The organism is Phenylobacterium sp. (assembly GCF_036264965.1).
Classification (GTDB): Bacteria; Pseudomonadota; Alphaproteobacteria; order Caulobacterales; family Caulobacteraceae; genus Phenylobacterium.
Window position 1 is genome coordinate 62,738 of sequence record NZ_DATAPY010000039.1, and the last position, 19,714, is coordinate 82,451.

At 68.8% G+C, this 19,714-nt stretch carries 17 protein-coding genes; 3 read left to right on the top strand and 14 right to left on the bottom strand.

The window, feature by feature from the left end:
• Positions 1-163: 163 nt before the first annotated feature.
• The 13 genes from VHS75_RS05510 to VHS75_RS05570 all read right to left on the bottom strand — a co-directional run bounded on the left by VHS75_RS05510 (position 164) and on the right by VHS75_RS05570 (position 13,969).
• Positions 164-1,510 carry a cytochrome c gene (locus VHS75_RS05510; protein WP_329637604.1) on the bottom strand — a complete coding sequence of 449 codons (1,347 nt, stop codon included), beginning with the start codon at positions 1,508-1,510 and terminating at the stop codon, positions 164-166.
• On the bottom strand, positions 1,507-3,693 hold the full coding sequence (locus VHS75_RS05515; protein ID WP_329637605.1) for a xanthine dehydrogenase family protein molybdopterin-binding subunit: 2,187 nt from the start codon (positions 3,691-3,693) through the stop codon (positions 1,507-1,509). The genes VHS75_RS05510 and VHS75_RS05515 overlap by 4 nt, the downstream gene beginning before the upstream one ends.
• Before the next feature lie 12 nt (positions 3,694-3,705).
• On the bottom strand, positions 3,706-4,161 hold the full coding sequence (locus tag VHS75_RS05520; protein WP_329637606.1) for a (2Fe-2S)-binding protein: 456 nt from the start codon (positions 4,159-4,161) through the stop codon (positions 3,706-3,708).
• A gap of 123 nt (positions 4,162-4,284) precedes the next feature.
• Positions 4,285-5,382 carry a branched-chain amino acid aminotransferase gene (locus tag VHS75_RS05525; RefSeq protein WP_329637607.1) on the bottom strand — a complete coding sequence of 366 codons (1,098 nt, stop codon included), beginning with the start codon at positions 5,380-5,382 and terminating at the stop codon, positions 4,285-4,287.
• A gap of 39 nt (positions 5,383-5,421) precedes the next feature.
• Positions 5,422-6,819, bottom strand: coding sequence for a dihydrolipoyl dehydrogenase (gene lpdA / locus VHS75_RS05530; protein ID WP_329637608.1), 1,398 nt, complete (start codon positions 6,817-6,819; stop codon positions 5,422-5,424).
• 4 nt (positions 6,820-6,823) lie between these two features.
• On the bottom strand, positions 6,824-8,113 hold the full coding sequence (locus VHS75_RS05535; protein ID WP_329637609.1) for a dihydrolipoamide acetyltransferase family protein: 1,290 nt from the start codon (positions 8,111-8,113) through the stop codon (positions 6,824-6,826).
• Positions 8,114-8,118: 5 nt separating this feature from the next.
• Positions 8,119-9,186, bottom strand: coding sequence for an alpha-ketoacid dehydrogenase subunit beta (locus VHS75_RS05540; protein WP_329637610.1), 1,068 nt, complete (start codon positions 9,184-9,186; stop codon positions 8,119-8,121).
• 2 nt (positions 9,187-9,188) lie between these two features.
• Positions 9,189-10,430, bottom strand: a complete 1,242-nt coding sequence (locus tag VHS75_RS05545) for a thiamine pyrophosphate-dependent enzyme (protein WP_329637611.1) — start codon at positions 10,428-10,430, stop codon at positions 9,189-9,191.
• Positions 10,431-10,612: 182 nt separating this feature from the next.
• A complete protein-coding gene (locus tag VHS75_RS05550; RefSeq protein WP_329637612.1) occupies positions 10,613-10,882 on the bottom strand; it encodes a hypothetical protein in 270 nt (89 codons plus the stop codon).
• Positions 10,875-11,207 carry a hypothetical protein gene (locus VHS75_RS05555; protein WP_329637613.1) on the bottom strand — a complete coding sequence of 111 codons (333 nt, stop codon included), beginning with the start codon at positions 11,205-11,207 and terminating at the stop codon, positions 10,875-10,877. Before VHS75_RS05555 ends, VHS75_RS05550 begins: the two co-directional genes overlap by 8 nt.
• 332 nt (positions 11,208-11,539) lie before the next feature.
• Complete coding sequence (locus VHS75_RS05560; RefSeq protein ID WP_329637614.1) at positions 11,540-12,298, bottom strand: hypothetical protein; 759 nt, start codon at positions 12,296-12,298, stop codon at positions 11,540-11,542.
• A 32-nt stretch (positions 12,299-12,330) separates the two neighbouring features.
• Entirely contained in the window at positions 12,331-13,434 is a 1,104-nt protein-coding gene (locus VHS75_RS05565) for a redoxin domain-containing protein (RefSeq protein ID WP_329637615.1), read from the bottom strand.
• Positions 13,435-13,528: 94 nt separating this feature from the next.
• Positions 13,529-13,969, bottom strand: coding sequence for a VOC family protein (locus VHS75_RS05570; RefSeq protein ID WP_329637616.1), 441 nt, complete (start codon positions 13,967-13,969; stop codon positions 13,529-13,531).
• A gap of 245 nt (positions 13,970-14,214) precedes the next feature.
• Here VHS75_RS05570 and VHS75_RS05575 point away from each other — a divergent pair, with 245 nt between their 5' ends.
• From VHS75_RS05575 to VHS75_RS05585, 3 genes are read left to right on the top strand one after another with little or no spacing between them, the layout of a single operon-like run.
• Positions 14,215-15,294: an efflux RND transporter periplasmic adaptor subunit gene (locus tag VHS75_RS05575; RefSeq protein WP_329637617.1), complete on the top strand. Its 1,080-nt coding sequence runs from the start codon at positions 14,215-14,217 to the stop codon at positions 15,292-15,294.
• A 24-nt stretch (positions 15,295-15,318) separates the two neighbouring features.
• Positions 15,319-18,549, top strand: coding sequence for an efflux RND transporter permease subunit (locus VHS75_RS05580; protein ID WP_329637618.1), 3,231 nt, complete (start codon positions 15,319-15,321; stop codon positions 18,547-18,549).
• A 4-nt stretch (positions 18,550-18,553) separates the two neighbouring features.
• Positions 18,554-19,138, top strand: coding sequence for a GNAT family N-acetyltransferase (locus tag VHS75_RS05585; protein WP_329637619.1), 585 nt, complete (start codon positions 18,554-18,556; stop codon positions 19,136-19,138).
• A 2-nt stretch (positions 19,139-19,140) separates the two neighbouring features.
• Here VHS75_RS05585 and VHS75_RS05590 read toward each other — a convergent pair whose 3' ends face one another.
• The gene (locus VHS75_RS05590) at positions 19,141-19,506 is read right to left on the bottom strand and encodes a UrcA family protein (RefSeq protein WP_329637620.1); all 366 of its coding nucleotides are present in this window, start codon (positions 19,504-19,506) and stop codon (positions 19,141-19,143) included.
• Positions 19,507-19,714: the final 208 nt, after the last annotated feature.

Here is a 19,714-nt window from a genome sequence, read left to right on the forward strand (position 1 = left end):
TCCGCGCGAGCTTTTCGCCGCGTTGGCGGCCTTGCGGGTAGCGGGATCGCGTGGACATAGTTCGGCAGATTGCCGACCCCGGCGAGCCACCGTCTTTTCCACGCCAGAGCGCGACGTGCGGCGCCGGCGTTCGAAGTTTCTCTCGGGCTACCGCGGATAGCCGCTAACTGGCCGCCTTGCGCAGCGCCGCCACTTGGCTTGGCGTGACGTTCGAGGGTTTGGCGCCGAAGCGGGCCGTGACGTAGTTAGCGACGGCGGCGATCTCGTCGTCGGTGTAGGCGTGGCCAAAGGCGGGCATGAAGGTCAGGCCACCCGCCGTGCGCCGGTTCGCGCCAGAAATAACCACCTGGGCGACGTTGGTGGCCGTGGGGTCGTTGACCGCCCGCCCGCCGGTGAGCGTGGCCCATTCGTTGAGCGAGCCCTGCCCATTCCAGCTGTGGCAGCTCACACAGGCGCCCTCGAAGATGCGCTTGCCCTTGGGGTCGTAGTCGATAGCCAGGCCCTGCTTGGCGACGGCGGGCGCGGAGCGCAACGCGGGCGGCGGCTGGTCCGGGGTGGCGACCGGCGGGATGCTGCGCAGATAGACCACAAGCGCCGCGATGTCCGACGGCGTCAGGTGGCTGAGGCTCAGGTCCACCGCCTCCGCCATCGGCCCGGCTGCGGCGCCGCGGCCGGCGGCGTGGCCGGTGGAAAGGTACTGGGCGAGTTCGGCGTCGCTCCAGGCGCCGATGCCATAGAGCCGGTGGCCGGTGATGTTGTAGGCCTTCCAGCCGGCGGCCACCGCGCCGGCGTATTTGCGGCGGTTGTCCAAGGCCTGGGCCAGGTTTCGCGGCGTGTGGCAGTCGCCGCAGTGGGCCATGGCCTCGGCGAGATAGGCGCCCCGGTTCCACTGCGGGCTGCGCTCGGCGTGCGGCTGGAAGCGCTGGTCGGGATTGAACAGCCGGCTCCAGACCGCCATCAGCCAGCGCTGGTTGAAGGGGAAGGGGAAGGTGTTGTCCCTGTTCGGCCGATGGACGGGCGTCAGGCTGAACAGATAGGCCTTGATCGCCAGCGCGTCGGCGTCGGTCATCTGGGCGAAGGCCGCGTAGGGCATGGCCGGATAGAGCGGCTGTCCCGCGTCGTCGACGCCCCTATGCAGCGCGCCCAGGAACTGGGCGTCGGTCCACCCGCCGATGCCGGTGTCCTTGTCAGGCGTGATATTCGGCGACCAGATTGAGCCAAAGGGCAGGTTGAACGCCAGGCCGCCCGCGAACGGCGCGCCGCCCCTGGCGGTATGGCAAGCTTGGCAATCGGCGGCGCGGACCAGGTACTGGCCGCGGGCGAGGGGGTCTGTCGAGGCGAAATCGGCCGGAACGCCGGTCGGAGACGGCCCCTTGTAGTCGGCGAGGCTCACCCCCTGCCCGCCGGCGAAGGCCAACGGCCGCGACCCGCTGACGAACCAGCCCAGCACCCCCAGGCCGATGACGGCGACCACGCCGACGACGATCAGCAGAAGGCGCAGGAGTCTCATGCCTCCTTCCTCCCCGCCAGGACGTCCCGGTCGATGGGCAGGCGGCGAAGCCGTTTGCCGGTCGCGGCGAAGATCGCGTTGGCCAGCGCCGGCATGGCGGCCACCACGCCCGTCTCGCCGATGCCGCCGGGCGCCTCGCCGCTCGCGATCACGTGGACCTCGATCGGCGGCGTCTCGTCGATGCGCAGCATGCGGTAGTCGTGGAAGTTGCTCTGCAGGACGCGGCCCTGCGCCACCGTGATCTCGCCATAGAGGGCGGCGGTCAGGCCGAAGATGATCCCGCCCTGAAGCTGGGCGGCGATGGTGTCCGGGTTGACGGCGATGCCGGTGTCCACGGCGCAGACCACGCGGCGCAGGGTCACGGCGCCGTCGGCGTCCACCCCGGCCTCGACCACAGTGGCGATCCAGCTGGTGAACGAGGGTTGGACGGAGACCCCGCGGCCGCAGCGGGGCGGCAGGGGCGAGCCCCAGCCGGCCTTGTCGGCGGCCAGCTTCAGCGCGGCCTGCAGGCGCGGCTGCTTGTCCAGATTGTCGAGCCGGAACTGGACGGGGTCCTTGCCGGCCTTATGCGCCAGCTCGTCGATGAAGCTCTCGATGACGAAGACGTTGTGCGCCGGCCCCACACCGCGCCAGAAGCCGGTCGGCACCCCCGGCGGCTCCTCGCGGACGTGCTCCACGTGGAAGTTCGGGATGTCGTAGGGCATGTCGGCGGCGCTATCGACGGCGTCGAAATCCTTGCCGTCGACGAAGGCGGGCGGAAGCCAGCGCGCCAGCACCGACGAACCGGTGATGACGTGCTTCCAGCCGACGATCTTGCCGCTGTCCAGCCGGGCCGAGAGGCGGTCGTGCCAGGCGGGGCGATAGACGTCGTGCTGGATGTCTTCCTCGCGGGTCCAGACGACCTTCACCGGCCCGTCCACGTGCTGGGCGATGCGCACGGCCTTGGCGACCATGTCGACCTCCAGCCGCCGGCCGAACCCGCCGCCCAGCAGGTGGTTGTGGACGGTGACCTTGTCGGGCGGCAGGCCGGTGACCTGGGCGGCCGCGGCCTGGGCGCGGCTCATCACCTGGATGCCCACCCAGACCTCACAGCTCGCCGGCGTCACATGCGCCGTGCAGTTCATCGGCTCCATCGGAGCGTGCGCCAGGAACGGCACGTCGTAGGTCACTTCGACGGCGTCCTGGCTCAGCGACTTGGCCACGTCGCCCACGGACTTGGCCACCACGCCCGGCCGGGAGCTGGCGGCCACGAGCCGCTCGCGGACCATGGCGGTGTTGACGTTGGCGTTGGGGCCCTCGTCCCAGGTGATGTTGAGCGCCGCCAGCCCCTGCTTGGCGGCCCACATATGATCGCCGACCACGGCCACCAGGTCGTCCAGCACCACGACCTGGCGGACGCCGGGCAGGAGCTTGGCCTGGCTGTCGTCCACATGGGCGACCTTGCCGCCGAACACCGGCGAGTGGGCCAGGGTGGCGAACTTCACGCCCGGCGGCATGGCGTCGATACCGTACTGGGCCTGGCCGTTGACCTTCTCTGGCGTATCCAGCCGCTTCAGCGGCTTGCCGATCAGGCGGAAGGTCTTGGGGTCCTTGAGCGGCGGATCGGTCGGCGGCTTCAGCCCGGCGGCGCGGCCGGTCAGGCCGCCATAGCCGATCCGGCGGCCGCCGGCGTCGTGGATCACCTCCCCGGCTTCGGTGCGGCACGACGCCGGATCGACGCCCCAGCCGGAGGCGGCGGCTTGCACTAGGATCGCCCGTGTGCCGGCGCCGGCCTTGCGCAATGGCTTCCACCAGGCGCGGATGGAATTGGAGTTGCCCGTCGCCTGCAGGCCGAATGCCGGGTTGCCGTAGAGGGCGTCGCTGGGCGGGGCGTGCTCGAACGTCACCTTATCCCAGGGCGCGTCGAGTTCCTCGGCCAGGATCATCGAGATCGAGGTGTAGACGCCCTGGCCCATCTCCACCTGGGGCATGACCAGGGTGACGTTTCCCGCCGGATCGATGCGGATGAAGGCGTTGGGGGCGAAGCCGCGGGCGGGCGCATCCCCGCTCTTTCCCGCCGCCGCGCCCATGGGCGCGAGGAAGCCGACCAGCAGGCCGCCGCCGGCGGCCGCGGCCACTTGCAGAAGGGCGCGGCGGGACGGGCGGGTTTGGGCGTCGGCGGGCGGCCTGTCGAAGAGGGCCAAGAGCGATCCTCCTCAGACGGCCTTCGCCGCGCGCTTGATGGCCTCGCGGATGCGCACATAGGTGCCGCAGCGGCAGATGTTGCCGGCCATGGCGGCGTTGATGTCGGCGTCGTCCGGGTCCGGCGTCGCCGCGAGCAGGGCGGCGGCGGACATGATCTGGCCCGACTGGCAGTAGCCGCACTGGATCACCTCCAGATCCAGCCACGCCTGCTGGACCTTGCGCCCAGCCGGCATCTTGCCGACCGCCTCGATGGTGGTGACGGCGCGGCTTCCGAGCGCGCCGATCGGCAGCATGCAGGACCGCAGCGGCGTGCCGTCCACATGCACTGTGCAGGCGCCGCACTGGGCGATGCCGCAACCGAACTTCGTCCCGGTGAGTTTCAGAAGGTCTCGCAGCACCCAGAGCAAGGGCATGTCCGGCGGAGCGTCCACTTCGTGGACCACGCCGTTGACCGTCAGTTGCGACATCCGCCCATGGCCTCCCGGAGTCGGGAACACGCGCGCCCCAAAAGGGTTCCCTCACGCTATCGCGGAAACTGTATTCGGAGCCTCAGCGCCAAGTTCGAGGCGGTGAGCCGCAAGAGGATCAGGTCAGTCGCCGCGCGAAATCCTGTGGATCCAGGATCGGGCGTCCGCCGCGACGCCACGCTGGACCGCCACCAGATGATCTCGAAGGCGGCGGGTGACAGGACCTTCGGATCCGTCGCCGACCTTGAAGGCCCCCTTGCGGTGGCGCACCTCCCCAATCGCCGCGATGACCGCCGCCGTGCCGCACGCGAAGGTCTCGCGCACCCGACCGCTTGCGGTGTCCGCGCGCCATTCGTCGAAGGAATAGGGGCGCTCCTGCACCTCCACCTCCATGTCGCGCGCCAGGGCGATCACCGAGTCGCGGGTGATGCCGGGCAGGATCGTCCCGCCGAGCGGCGGTGTGATCAGCACCCCGTCATCAAGCACGAAGAAGATGTTCATGCCGCCGAGTTCCTCGACCCACCGATGCTCGGCGGCGTCGAGGAACACCACCTGGTCGCACCCCTGCGCGATAGCTTCGGCCTGGGCCAGCAGGCTGGCCGCGTAGTTGCCGCCGCATTTGGCCGCGCCGGTCCCGCCGTCGGCGGCCCGGCTGTAGTCGTCCGAGACCCAGACGGTGACCGGCTTGGCGCCGCCCTTGAAGTAGGCGCCCACCGCGCAGGCTATGACGCAGAAGGTGTATTCCGCCGCCGGCCGGACGCCGAGGAACGCCTCTGTGGCGAACATGAAGGGACGCAGATAGAGGCTCCCCTCGCCGGACGGGATCCAATCCGCGTCAACGCGCACCAGCGCCTCGATCGACTGGAGAAAAAGATCCTCCGGAACCGGCGGCATCGCCATCCGCTGCGCCGAGCGCGCAAAGCGGGCGGCGTTCTCGTTCGGGCGGAAGAGGCCGATCCCGCCGTCGGCGAGCTTGTAGGCCTTCATCCCCTCGAAGATCTCCTGCGCATAGTGCAGCACCGCCGCCGCCGGATCGAGGGACAGCGCGGCTCTCGCGCGGAGTTGGGCGTCATGCCACCCCTGCGCCGCGGTCCAGCGCACGGTGACCATGTGGTCGGTGAAGACCTTGCCGAAGCCGGGGTCCTCAAGCTGCGCGGCGCGGGCCGCGGCGGGCGTCGGCGAAGCGTGGGGTTTCAGCGCGATGGGCGTGGCGTCGTTCAATATGGTGCCTCCGAAAGCTTCCCTTGTAACGGGCCGGTCTCAGATGTGAATGGCATGGCCCAGCGCCCGCAGCGCCGCCTCGTGGACGGCTTCCGACAAGGTCGGGTGGACGTGGATGGTCCCACCCAGGTCCTCCAGCCGCGCGCCCATCTCGATGGACATGGCGAACTCGCCGGACAGCTCCGACACATGGGCGCCGACCGCCTGCAGGCCCACCACCCGGTGGTCGGCCTTGCGCGCCACAACGCGGACGAAGCCGCCGGTGTCGCCGGCCTCCATGGAGAGCGCACGGCCATTGGCCTGGAAGGGGAAGACGGCGCTGACCGGGTCGTGGCCGGCGGCGTCGGCCTCCTTCGGCGAGAGGCCCGCCGAGACGATCTCCGGCTCGGTGAAGCAGACCGCGGCGATCGTCGCAGGGTCGAACCTGCGGTTCTGGCCGGCGATCACCTCGACCGCGACGTGCGCCTGGGCGACGGCCTTGTGCTCCAGCATGGGCTCGCCCACCAGGTCGCCGACGGCGTAGACGCCGCTCATGGAGGTCTGCATCCGGTCGTTGACCCGCACGAAGGCCCCGGCCATGTCGACGCCCATCTGCTCCAGGCCCCAGCCCTCGGTGTTGGAACGCCGCCCGACGGTGACCAGCAGTTTGTCGGCGGGGAGCCGCAGGGTCTCGCCGCCCTTGTCGACGATGAGTTCGCCCTTTTTCCAGCCGGTCGCCTTGGCCGAAAGGTGCAGGGTGACGCCGGCCTTCTCCAGCCAGGCCTTCACCGGCTTGGTGAGCGCGTCGTCATAGAGCGGCAGGATGCGGTCCTGCGTCTCCACCACGGTCACCTCGCAGCCGAACTTGCGGAACGCCGAGCCAAGCTCAAGCCCGATGTAACCCGCGCCGATCACCACCAGACGCTTGGGCAGCGCGTCCAGAGCCAGCGCCTCGGTCGACGAGATCACGTCGCCGCCGAACGGAATGTGCGGCAGGGCGGTGGCGATCGAGCCGGCCGCCAGAATCACAGTCTCGGCCTTGATGATGACAGGGCCGTCCTTCGTCTCCACGTGGCAGGTCTTGGCGTCGCTGAAGGTCCCCCTTCCGGCGATGACCCGGGTCTTGGCGCGCTTCAGGAGCGCCGTGACGCCGCCGTTCAGCTTGTCGACCACCGTCTCCTTCCAGGCCACGGTCTTGGCCATGTCGAGAACCGGCGCGGCGCCCAGTGAGATGCCGTCCCTCGCGCCACCGACCGCCTCGATCATGCCTTCGAACTTCGAAGCCACGTGGATCAGGGCCTTGGACGGGATGCAGCCGCGGATCAGGCAGGTCCCGCCCAGCCGGTCGCCCTCCACCAGCACGGTCTCGATCCCGAGCTGGCCGGCGCGGATCGCCGCCACATAGCCGCCGGGGCCGCCGCCGAGGATCAGGAGACGGGTGGTGATCGTCTCGGCCACAGGATCAGTCCATGAACAGGGTGGCGGGGTGTTCCAGCATGGCTTTGATCTGCTGGATGAACGCCGCGGCGTCGTAGCCGTCCACGACCCGGTGATCGAAGGACGACGACAGGTTCATCATCTTGCGCACGGCGATCTGGCCGTGGCGCACCACCGGCCGGTCGACGATCTTGTTGGGCCCGATGATGGCGACTTCCGGATGGTTGATCACCGGCGTGGTGGCGATGCCGCCCAGCGGGCCCAGCGAGGTGATCGTGATCGTCGAGCCGGAGAGGTCGTCCTTCGAGCCCTTGCCGGAGCGGGCGAGCTCGGCGACGCGCGCCACCTCGGCGGCGGCGGCCCAGACGTCCAGCGCCTCGGCGTGCTGCACCACCGGAACCACGAGGCCGTTGGCGGTCTGGGTGGCGATGCCGATGTGGACGCCGCCATAGCGGTGGACCACGCCTGCCTCGTCGTCGAAGCGGGCGTTGATCTGCGGATAGGCCGGCAGCACCCGCACCAGGGCGCGCATCAGGAAGGGCAGCAGGGTCAGCTTCGGCTGATCGGCGCGCCTGGTCGCGTTGAGGTGGACGCGCAGTTCCTCCAGTTCCGTCACGTCGACTTCCTCGACATAGGCGAAGTGGGGAATGCGGCGCTTGGACTCCTGCATCTGCCGCGCGATGGCGCGGCGCATGCCGATGACCTTCATCTCCTCGACGGCGGTGCGTTTGGCCAGCGTCGAGGCCGGCGCCACGCCGGCGCCCTCCGAGGCGATGAAGGCGTCGAGATCCTCGTGGGTGATGCGGCCGGCCGGGCCCGTCGCCGGGACGTGTCCCAGCTTGATCCCCAGGTCTTCGGCGCGGCGGCGCACGGCCGGCGAGGCCAGCGGCTTCTCGCCCTCGACGCGGCCGGGGATGGCGCGGGGCGCGGCCGCGACCGGCGCACGCGGCGCGGCTTCGGCCACGGGCGCCGGCTGGGGCGCCGCCACAGGCGCTTCCGCGACCTGTGGCTCTGGCGCAGGTGTCGCTGGGGCCGTCGGCGGCGCCTTGTCCTGCGCCTTGGCGTTGCCGGCGCCTTCGACCTCGAACACGGCGATCGGCCCGCCCACCGCGGCCATGTCGCCGGGCGCGCCATTGACCTCGATCAGCTTACCGGCCACCGGCGAGGTCATTTCCACCGTGGCCTTGTCGGTCAGCATGTCCACGAGCGGCGCGTCCTCGTCGACGACGTCGCCCACCTTGACGTGCCAGGCGACGATCTCAGCCTCGGCGGTGCCTTCGCCGAGGTCGGGCAGCTTGAAGACGAAGCGTCCCACAGACCTTACGCCTCCATGACGCGCTTGAGAGCCGCGCCGACCCGTTTCTGACCCGGGAAATATTCCCATTCAAAGGCGTGCGGATAGGGCGTGTCCCAGCCGGTGACCCGCTCGATGGGCGCTTCCAGGTGGTAGAAGCAGGCCTCCTGGACGAGGGCCGAGAGCTCGGCCCCGAACCCGGACGTGCGGGTCGCTTCGTGCGCGATCACGCAGCGGCCGGTCTTCCTGACCGAGGCGGTGATCGCCTCGATGTCCACCGGAACCAGAGTGCGCAGGTCCAGGACCTCGGCGTCGATCCCCGCCTGTTCGGCGGCGGCCACCGCCACGTGCACCATGGTGCCGTAGGCGAGCACCGTGACCTCGGCGCCCGCGCGGGCCATGCGGGCCTGGCCCAGGGGGACCGTGTAGTGGCCGACCGGAACATTGTTGTCAGCGATCTTCTGCCACGGCGTCACAGGAGCGTCCGGGTTGCCGTCGAAGGGCCCGTTGTAGAGCCGCTTCGGCTCGAAGATCACCACGGGATCGTCGTCCTCGATGGCCGCGATCAGCAGGCCCTTGGCGTCATAGGGCGTGGCCGGGATCACCGTCTTCATGCCCGCGATATGGGTGAACAGCGCCTCGGGGCTCTGGCTGTGGGTCTGGCCGCCGAAGATGCCACCGCCATAGGGACTGCGGATGGTCAGGGGGCACCAGAAGTCGCCGGCTGAGCGATAGCGCAGGCGCGCCGCCTCCGAGACGATCTGATCGTAGCCGGGGTAGATGTAGTCGGCGAACTGAATCTCGACGCAGGGCCTTAAGCCATAGGCCGCCATCCCGACCGCCGTGCCGATCAGGCCGGCCTCGGTGATCGGCGTGTCGAAGCAGCGGTTCAGGCCGTACTTCTTCTGCAGGCCCTCCGTGGCGCGGAACACCCCGCCGAAATAGCCGACGTCCTCCCCGAAGATCAGCACGTCGGGATCGCGGCCCAGCATCACATCCATGGCCGAGTTGATGGCCTGGATCATGTTCATCTTCGTCGTCTGCGGCGAGGCAGCGTGTTCGGCGGCCGCGGGCGCGGTGACCGGCTTGTTCATCGTCAGATCCCCAGTTCCTGCCGCTGCCGGATCAGGCGCCAGTCCATCTCCTTGTAGACGTCCTCGAACATGGTCTTGACGCTCGGGCGGTCGCCGGCGTGCAGGGTGCCGTGGGCCTCGGACTCTTTGCCGGCGGCGCGCACCACTTCGACCAATTCTTCATGCAGCGCCTGCTGCGCCTCGTCGGACCATTCCCCGAGTTGGATCAGGTGTTCCTTCAGCCGCTCGATAGGATCGCCCAGCGGCCAGAGCCGGGCCTCGTCGGAGGGCCGGTAACGGGTCGGGTCGTCCGAGGTGGAGTGGCCTTCCGCGCGGTAGGTGAAGTGCTCGATCACCGTCGCGCCCAGGTTGGAGCGCGCGCGCTCGGCCGCCCACTGGGTCGCCGCATAGACCGCCAGGAAGTCGTTCCCGTCGACCCGAAGCGAGGGAAGGTTGTAGCCGATGGCGCGCGACGCGAAGGGCGCGTCCTCGCCGCCGGCGATCCCCTGGAAGGACGAGATGGCCCACTGGTTGTTGACGATGTTGAGGATCACCGGCGCGCGGTAGACCGAGGCGAAGGTCAGCGCGTGGTGGAAGTCGCCCTCGGCCGTGGATCCGTCGCCGATGTAGGCCGAGGCGATCCGGTCGTCGCCTTTGTAGGCCGAGGCCATGGCCCAGCCGACGCCTTGGGTGAACTGCGTGCCGAGATTGCCCGATATCGTGAAGAAGCCATGCGCCTTGGAGGAATACATCACCGGCAGCTGGCGGCCCTTCATCGGGTCGAGGCCGTTGGAATAGACCTGGTTCATCATCTCGACGATCGGGTAGCCGCGGGCCAGCAGGATCCCCTGCTGGCGATAGGTCGGGAAGCACATGTCGTCGTGGTTCAGGACCATGGCCTGGGCGATCGAGACCGCCTCCTCGCCGGTGCACTTCATGTAGAAGCTGGTCTTGCCCTGCCGCTGGGCGCGATACATCCGGTCGTCATAGACACGGGTCAGCATCATGGTCCGAAGACCGCGCTTCAGGGTGTCGACGTCGAGCTTGGGGTTCCACGGCCCCACGGCGTGACCGTCGTTGGTCAGCACCCGCACCAGGCCATAGGCCAGCTCGCGCATGTCCTTTGGAGCCGTATCGACGTCGGGGCGAGGGGTTTCGCCGGGCTCCGGGATCTTCAGGCCGGAAAAATCAGCATGCTCGCCTGGCCGGAAGCGAGGCTCCGGAATGCGCAGACTGAGGGGGCGACTGTTCTTCAACGAGGCCATATCCAGGCAACCCTAGTGCGCTATTGCGCCCCTGGCGAGACGCCATCACCCGGAATAATGCCTCGACCGGCAAGAGCGTTGCTTTGACATATCCCCCTGAAACGTCCGTCAGAACGGGGTCTGGATGGCCGAGGTGATGGCCTGGCTCTGTTCCGCGGGGACGGCCGCCATCTTTCTGGACCCTAGGCGACGGCCCGCAACGCATCGCGCCACCCCAGGCCGACGCTGCGGACGATCGGCAGGCCGTCGAGGCGTCGCAGCAAGGTCTCGGCCCGCTGAGCGTCAAGCCCATGAGCCTCGATGCGGATGGACGCGCGGCCGCCGGCCTGAGACATGCTCACGCTCGCCAGCGCCACGGGCTGCACGGCGAATAGCGTCAGGACGCGGACCAGCGCATCGGGGGCGTCGGCCGCCTCGATCACGAAGGCGTAGCGGCGGCCGGCGTCAGACATCGCCGTCGCCTTTTCGCCGGGTCCCGGCGGCGTAGCTGCGGCGCAGCAGCACCCGGCCGGCCGCGTCGAAGGCGCTGAGCCGCAGGTCCTGCGCGCCACCCGCCGCCCAGATCACCTCATGGCGCGGCGGCGAGGCCCCATCCGGCGGCCAGGCTGACGAGAGGGCTTCGTCGACCGCAAACAGCGAACCCGCATCATCGGCGTTCAGCCGCGCCTCCACCCGAGCGGTGGCGTGGAGCAGGGCTTCGGCCGCGAGCGCCCCGGCGAACTGCCGGGCTGCGCGGCGGATCTGCGCGGTGTTGAGGTCGGAAATCGGAGTGGTCATCGGTCGGTCCTTGGGTGGAATGGACCGGCGAAGCGCACATCAAAAAACCCCGCTGCCTTTCGGAAGCGGGGTTCTGATCTTGCGATCCGCCGGAGGTTTTAACTCGCGCGCGTTCGTCCCGCTTCAGAGGTGGGGGTAATAATCATGGCCATCATCATCGCGCGCGCGCCCGCAACCGCGGACGAACCGGCGGCGGCGATGGCGAAACGTTTGGCGCAGCTGCGCATGGACGATGAGAGATCCTGTTGACGGGACGGTCTAGCCCTTGCGCCGTCGCCAGGCAACCACCTGCGGCGTTTGGCGCCGAACGCCGCGATCGCCGCGTGTCGGGTCTAGCGCCGGGCGGCCGTGCGCGAGGTCGCCACGATCCAGGCAGCGGCGCTGAGGGTGATCGCCACGAACAGCAGGGTCAGCTCCAACCGGTCGCCCGGCTTGGCGGCCACGCGCGGCAGGTGCACCAGGGCGACGAACGACGTCATCATCAGGGCCTCGATCATGGCGGCCCACCGCCGGCGGAAGCCTGCGAGCATCGCCAGGCCGGTCAGGGCGTGGATCGCGCCGGTCAGGTAGGCGAGGTCCAGGCGCATGGGCAGCCAGGCCGGGACCATGGAGGCGGTGAACTTCGCATAGACGAGGTGCGAGACCCCGAAGACCAGACAGCAGAGGCCGAACAGGCGCACCTCGATATCCGTCAACCGGCCAGGCCCCGCCAGGAGCTCGCGCCGCGCGAGGAAACCGCCCAGCGCCATAGCCGTGGACTCGGCCACGGCCTGCCAGACCGCCACGTCGGTCGGCTTGGCGAAGGCATGCGGCAGATGCAGGCCCAGGACCCACAGGCCGATGAAGGCGCCGGCGATCCCGGCGCCGAGCGCGCGCGTGCGGCGCATGGCCATCATCACGCCGCTGGCCAGCAGGATGAGGCCCGAGCCCGCGCCCAAGGCGGCGTGCCGTGGCCACGACGCCGGGACCGGCTCCCACTGCAGCGTGGTGTCCTGGTAGATCAGCGACAGCGCGCCCAGGCCGCACAGACCCGCCGCCATGGCGATCATCGCCCACAGCGCGTAGCCCGCGCTTCTGCCTCGTGACGCCATGCATCCCTCCGCTGGTGTTCGGTCGTTCCCGTCTAACGCTTGCCCTTCGCCCGACGGTCTCTCCGGCTCTCACGCAGGTCCACCGAGACCTTGGACATGTTCTGCCGGCGGATGCGCGCGCCCTCCTCGTCGTAGAGGAACGGCACGAAGACGAACCGCTCACCCTTGGTCACCGGCGTCGCCTCGTGCAGCAGGCCACAGGCGAACACCGTCGCCCCGCCAACCGGCGGCCGATAGGTGCGCGGGCCGAACTCCGGGAAGCACAGCTCGCCGCCCTCGTAGCCGTCGTTGAGGTTCAGGGAGACCGCGAACTTGCGGTGCGCCGTGCCGGCGGTGGCGTCATCGCGGTGGCGGGAGAAGAAGCCCAATTCCTCCTCGCCATAGCGGCAGATCAGATAGCGCTCGATGTGCTGCGCCTGCCAGCCGAGGGCCCGCCGCACCAACGGGAACAGCCGGTCCTTCAGGCGCGTCGTGATCGCCTCCAGCACCGTTTCGTCCTCGATCGTCACGTCGCTACGGCGCTTCATGAAGGTATCGATGTGCTGTACGGTCTGGCCGCCGACGTCCTGGGCGAAGCCGGACGCCGTGGCGCCGCCGACGCGATAGTAGGCGATCAGGGCCTCGCAGATCTCCGGCTCCAGGATGCGCGGCAGGGTCAGCACCGGGGCGTATTGCGCCTGGGCCTGCGCCGGCGCATCGGCCAGTTCCTGCGCCAGCCGGTCCAGCACCAGGCCCGTCGCCTCGATGGGCGCGCTCATGGCGATACGGAAAGCCGGGTCGATGAGGAACAGGCAGGGCCGCAGGTTCACCTCGTCGACGGCGCCGTAGAGGCGGCTCACCGCCAGGTCGAAATCCCAGAAGAATCGCACGCCGGGATCGGAATTGGCCAGACCGCGCTGCTCGCGGTCGGCCGGGTCGATGCTGACGCCGAAGAAAGCCGCGTCCGCGCCGTTGAACAGCTGGCGGCGCTCCAGGGCCAGCGCCAGGCCCTCCGCCGGCGCGGCCTGGCCCATGGTCCCGAAGAACATCAGCACGATCCAGCGGCCGGCCACGACGTCCAGGCTGTAGCGCTCGACGCCGTCTGTGGCGGCGGCGAAGAACGGCGCGGGTTCGCCGACCTGCGGGATCTTGCCCATGGCGGGCCTCCATTGGCGACTCAAGGGAGCCGCCTTAGCGAGCATCGCTTAGCGCGCGGTTAGGGCGATGTCGCGCGCGTCTCAGGCCCGAAACCTACCAGGCGCCCACATTGGGCATGGACGCCCAGGGCTCGGCCGGCGCCAGCGCCGGACCCGCCTGCAGGAGTTCGATAGAGATGTTGTCGGGAGACCGCACGAAGGCCATACGCCCGTCGCGCGGCGGGCGGTTGATGACCACGCCCTTGTCCTTCAACCGCTGGCAGGTCGCATAGATGTCGTCCACGGCGTAGGCCAGGTGGCCGAAGTTGCGGCCGCCCTCATAGGCCTCGGGATCCCAGTTGTAGGTGAGTTCGACCATCGGGGCCTTGTTGGCCTTGGCGGCGGCCTCGTCGCCCGGTGCGCAGAGGAAGACCAGGGTGAAGCGGCCGCCGGGATTCTCCGTTCGCGAGGCCTCCACCAGGCCCAGCTTGTCGCAATAGAATTCCAGCGAAGCGTCCAGGTCCGTGACCCGGACCATTGTGTGCAGGTACTTCACAGGCGATTGTCCTTTTACAAAGTAAGATTCTGCGACACGAGGTCACGCGGCATCCGCCGCGCCCGCGTGGTGCAATGGGGAAAGCCGCGCACCAGTCATAAACGCCGTGGCGCCATCCTGTCCGCGATTTCATTTGCGCTCGCGTAACGGTGGCATCACAAGCCAGGGAACCGCCTAAGATGCGGACCCGCGGATCGAGGCGTCGCTGATTCGCGGAGAGCTGTAGGGGGCTCAGGGGCAGCTTGATGCGGTTGAAGCCACAGTACCTTTTCGTTGTCGCCATCGTCGGCGCGGTCGCGTTCTATTTCATCGCGCGCAGCCTGCTGAGCCTCGGCGCGCCGGCTACGGCCCACGCCAAGGCCGCGACGTCCGCGGGGCCGGCCGCCGGGCCGGCCAGCGTACAGGCCAAACTGATCCCAGAGGTCGTACGGCCTTACGAGGTGGTGGTGCGCGGCCGCACCCAGGCCACCCGCTCGGTGATCGTGCGGTCGGAGACCGCAGGCGTGGTGGCGCAGGCTCCCGTGCTGCAGGGCACCTTTGTGAAGCGGGGCCAGGTTCTCTGCCGCCTTGCCGTCGACGCACGGCAGGCGGCGCTGGATCAGGCGCATGCGGCGGAGAAATCCATGGAACTCTCCCAGCAGCAGAACGCCGAGCTGGCCAAGAAGGGCTTCCGCTCGCCGACCCAGGTGCTGCAGGGCCAGGCCAACCTCGACGCCGCCAGGGCCGCCGTGCGGGCCGCAGAGATCGCCATCGGGCAGGTGGACATCAAGGCGCCCTTCACCGGCGTCTTCGATCAGCGTGTCGCGGAGGTCGGGACCTATCTCAGCCCCGGCCAGCCCTGCGGCACGGTGATCGAGATCGATCCCCTGCTGGTGGTCGGCGACGTGCCGGAAACCGAGGCCGCCAGGATGAAGGTCGGCGCCGCGGCCACCGCCAGGCTTGTCTCCGGCCAGACGCTGACCGGCCGCATCCGCTACGTCAGCCACGACGCCGATCCGCAGACCCGCACCTACCATCTGGAGATGACGCTCCCGAACCCCAGGCTCGACGTCCGCTCGGGCCTCTCGGCGGAGATGCACATCGGCGCCGGCGCGGGCCCCGCACACCTGGTGCCGGTCTCGGCCCTCGTGCTGGACTCAGCCGGCCGGCAAGGCGTGCGCTACGTCGTCGGCGACGGCCGCGTGGCCTTCGCCCCGATCGGGGTCCTGGAGGAGACGCATGACGGCGTCTGGGTGACCGGCCTCTCCGGCCCCGTGCAGTTGATCACCGTCGGCCAGTCCTATGTCGCCGACGGCCAGAAGGTTCGTGTCGCCGCGGCGCAATAGCGCCAAAGCGATAGGAGGAAGATCATGATCGGCGCCCTGATCGACGGAGCCATCAAGCGCAAGAAGGTGGTGCTGGGCGTCACCGTCGTCGCCTGCCTGTTCGGTATCTTCGCCTACAATTCGATGCCGCGGGAGGCCAATCCCGACATCGACCTGCCCTACATCACCGTGGTGGTGCCGTTCCCGGGCGTCAGCCCGGAGGACGCCGAGCGCCTACTGGTCAAGCCGCTGGAGGTTCAGCTCCAGACCATCCAGGGCGTCAAGCACATGAACGCCGTCGCCGAGGAAAGCGCGGCGGTGGTGACCCTCGAGTTCGAGCCCGACTTCTCCAAGCAGAAGGCGCTGGACGACGTGCGGTCCAAGGTCGACCTGGCGCGCGGCCGTTTCCCGCCCGACGCCGAGCCGCCGGACATCGAGGAGCAGAATTTCGCCGACCAGCCAATCATCGGCATCATCCTGCACGGCCAGGCGCCGGAGCGGGAGCTGGCGCGCATCTCCCGCGACCTGAAGGAACGCCTGGAAAGCGCGCCCGGCGTGCAGCAGGCCTTTGAGAGCGGCGCCCGCGACCAGGTGCTGGAGGTCGACATCGATCCCCTGCGCATGGAGGCCTACAACGTCACCGCGTCTGACCTGTCGGCGGTGATCGCGCGCAACAACCAGCTCGTGCCCGCCGGCAACCTGCGCTCAGGCGCCGGCCTCTTCGCCATGAAGATTCCGGGCGTCGTGCAGAATCCCGCCGACATCCTGGCCCTGCCGGTCAAGAAGAGCGGCGACCGGATCGTCACCATCGGCGACATCGGCAGCGTGCGCCGCACCTTCAAGGAAGCCGACTTCGTCACCCGGTTCAACGGTCAGCCGGCGGTGGCGCTGGACGTCTCCAAGCGCAGCGGCGCCAACGTGCTCGACACCGTCAAGACCGTCCGCAAGGTGGTCGAGGACGAGTCCAAACATTGGCCGGCGACCGTCAAGGTCGACTACACCTACGACACCTCCGACCTGATCGGCCGCACACTGACCATACTGGTCGGCGGCATCCTGATGGCCAGTCTGCTGGTCATGCTGATCGTGGTGGCGAGCCTGGGAATCCGCCAGGGCCTCATCGTGGGCCTGGCGATCCCCGTCTGTTTCCTGATCACCTTCATGATGATCCACGGCATGGGCGTAACCCTCAACCAGATGGTCATGTTCGGCCTGCTGCTAGCGGTCGGCATCCTGGTCGACGGCGGCATCGTGGTGGTGGAATACGCCGACCGGAAGATGGCCGAAGGCATGCCCAAGGAGCAGGCCTTCGCCGCGGCGGCCAAGCGCATGTTCTGGCCGGTGGTCAACGGCACCCTGACGACGCTCTGCGCCTTCCTGCCGTTCATGTTCTGGAACTCGATCAGCGGCAAGTTCATGAGCTTCCTGCCGCTCACCCTGTTCTTCGTCCTCGGCGCCTCGATCTTCGTGGCCCTGATCTTCACGCCGGCCGTGGGCTCGATCTTCGGCCGCGCGACGGCCGTCGACGCCGAGCATCTGGCCGAGATCGAGAAGTCGGAGCATGGCGATCCGCGCGAGATGTCCGGCTTCATGGGCTGGTACGCGCGCACCCTGTCCTATCTGGGCGATCACCCGGGGCGCACCGTCGCCGGGACCCTGGCGGTGGTGTTGGCCATCATCGTCTGGTTCGGCGTGACGCCGCACCGCACGGAGTTCTTCCTCAACCAGGACCCGGAGTCGGTGACCGTCTATCTGAAGGCGCGCGGCAACCTGTCGCCCGACGCGCAGGATGCCCTGACCCGCCAGGTCGAAAACCGCCTGCTGGACATCAAGGGCGTGGACTCCATGTACGTCCGCGCCGGCAGCGTGGTCTCCTTCGGCGGCCCCAACTCGCCGCCCAACGACACCATCGGCCGTATCCAGGTGCAGTTCTTGAAGTACGAACAGCGCAAGGCGCTCGGCATCCGCGGCGAGGACGTCGCCAGCGAGATCCGCAAGCGCGTCACCGACCTGCCCGGAATGTCCGTCGAGGTGCGCGAGCCCGAAAGCGGCCCGCCGATCGGCAAGTCGGTGCAGGTGCAGCTCAGCAGCCACGACCCCGTCGTCCTCGGCCAGGCCGCCGACCTGGTGAAGGCCAAGCTCGCCGCCGACCCCCAGCTCGTCGATCTGGAGGACAATCGAACCTCGCCCGGCATCCAGTACAACATGACCGTCGACCGCGTGGCCGCCGGCCGCTATGGCGTCGACGTGCTGGCGGTCGGCCAGGCGATCCAGTTCCTCACCGATGGGGTCCTGGTGGGCCGGTTCCGTCCTGACGACGTGCAGGACGAGCTCGACATCCGCATGCGCTTCCCGACCGACGCGCGGACCGTCGCGGCCTTCGATCAGCTGAAGATCACCACGCCCTCAGGCCCGGTGCCGGCCAGCTACTTCGTCAAGCGCCTGCCGACCCAGCAGGTGAGCCTGATCCAGCGGCGTGAAGGACAGCGGCTGGTCTTGATCCAGGCCAACACCGTCAAGGGCATCGCCGCCAACCAGAAGATCGCCCAGCTCAAACCCTGGCTCGCCAAGGCCGCCATCGATCCGGAGGTGCACGTCAAGTTCACCGGCGCCGACGAAGAAGGCGCGAACGCCGCGACCTTCTTCATCGTGGCCATGGGGGTGTCGCTGTTCCTGATGAGCGTGATCCTGCTCTGGCAGTTCAACAGCTTCTACGGCGTGCTGGTGACGCTGTCGGCGGTGGCCCTTTCGACCATCGGCGTGCTCCTGGGCATCGAGATCAACCTCCTGCACACCTTCGATTACATCTCGGTGATCCTGGTGGGCACCGGCGTGGTTTCGCTGGCGGGCGTCGTGGTGGGCCACAACATCGTGCTGGTGGACACCTTCTATCAGCTCCGCCGCCAGGGCTTCCCCGCCGACGAGGCCGCCGTGCGCGCCGCCGCCCAGCGCTTCCGGCCGGTGATGCTAACCACCGTCGTGACGGTCGTGGGCCTGCTGCCGATGATGTTCCAGATCCACCCGAACTTCGACACCGGCCACATCGAGCTGAAGGCCCCCGGCTCCGAATGGTGGGTCCAGCTGTCCGGAGCGGTGGTCTGGGGGCTCTCCTTCGCGACCCTGCTGACCCTGGTGCTGACTCCGGTGCTGCTGGCCGCGCCGAAGATCGCCTCGGCCCGCTTCGCCGGCTACTGGCGGTGGGGCCAGCGGCAGCTTGGATTCACCCCCAAGCCTGCGCCGGTGAAGCCCTACGACATCCCGCGCGCGGCCGAATAGGCCGATGGCCGGCCTGACGTCCCGCATCGCGGGGGAAGCCGACCTGCCGGCGCTGGAGGCGGTGATGGCGGCCTCGATCGCCGAGCTGCAGAAAGGCTTCCTCAGCCCTGCCCAGATCGCCGCCAGCCGCACCATCATGGGCCTCGACCGGCAACTGGTCGCCGATCGCACCTATTTCATCGTCGAAGACGGCGGCCGCATCGCCGGGTGCGGCGGCTGGAGCCGGCGCGCGACCCTCTACGGCGGCGACCATTCCCCGGGCCGCGACGCCGCCCTCCTCGACCCCGCCAGGGACGCCGCCCGGGTCCGGGCGATGTATACGCATCCGTCCTTCGCCCGCCGCGGCGTCGGGCGGCTGATCCTGGCGCTCTGCGAGGACGCCGCCCGCGCCGAGGGCTTCACCCGACTGGAGCTGATGGGCACCCTGTCCGGCCAACCGCTCTACCTCAGCGCCGGCTACACAGTGATCGAAGAGATCCTCGACGACCGCGGCGGCGAGCCGGTGCCGCTGGCGCGGATGGGAAAGGTCATTCCCTCCCGATCCTCGGCATCACGCGCGCGAGCCGCGGGGTCATCAGGTCCCGATTGACGTCAGTTCGACGCGTACTCCCGGCGCTGCTCATAGAGGCGCGTCACGGTCGGCGCCGCCAGGTCGGCCACGGCCCGATCCATGCTGCTGCGGTAACAACTCGAGTGCTTCGTCGCCCAGCGGTAGTCCGGCACGCTGAAGCCGGACGCGCCGCAGGCCTCCAGGGCCGCGTGGCTGATCCGCTGCAACATTGCCGCCGACCCCTGCTGGCTGGCGAGATCGAGATCGCCGAACTTGATTGCGACCTGCGTCGGCAGGTTCTCGATCTCACGCGCCGCATCGGCTTCGCTCACGACAGCGGCCCGGGCCGAAACCGCGCCCGCCAGGGCGAAGGCGCAACCGAGGGCGACGAGGATTCTGTTGTTCATGCTCTCACTCCCAAAAGCGTTTCCATGGACCCGACTTCTGATGAGTCGGGTCTCTCCATCGCGGGCTGAAGTCGGCGCGATGCTGGCAATATGGGCGATATCGAGCGAAATTGGAGGAGGTCTGCGTAAAGAGTCAGCGAAGTATAAAAATCCAAGCGCGAATTTCTGCGAACAACTTGACGTTCAATTCGTAGGATCGCGGCGGCGT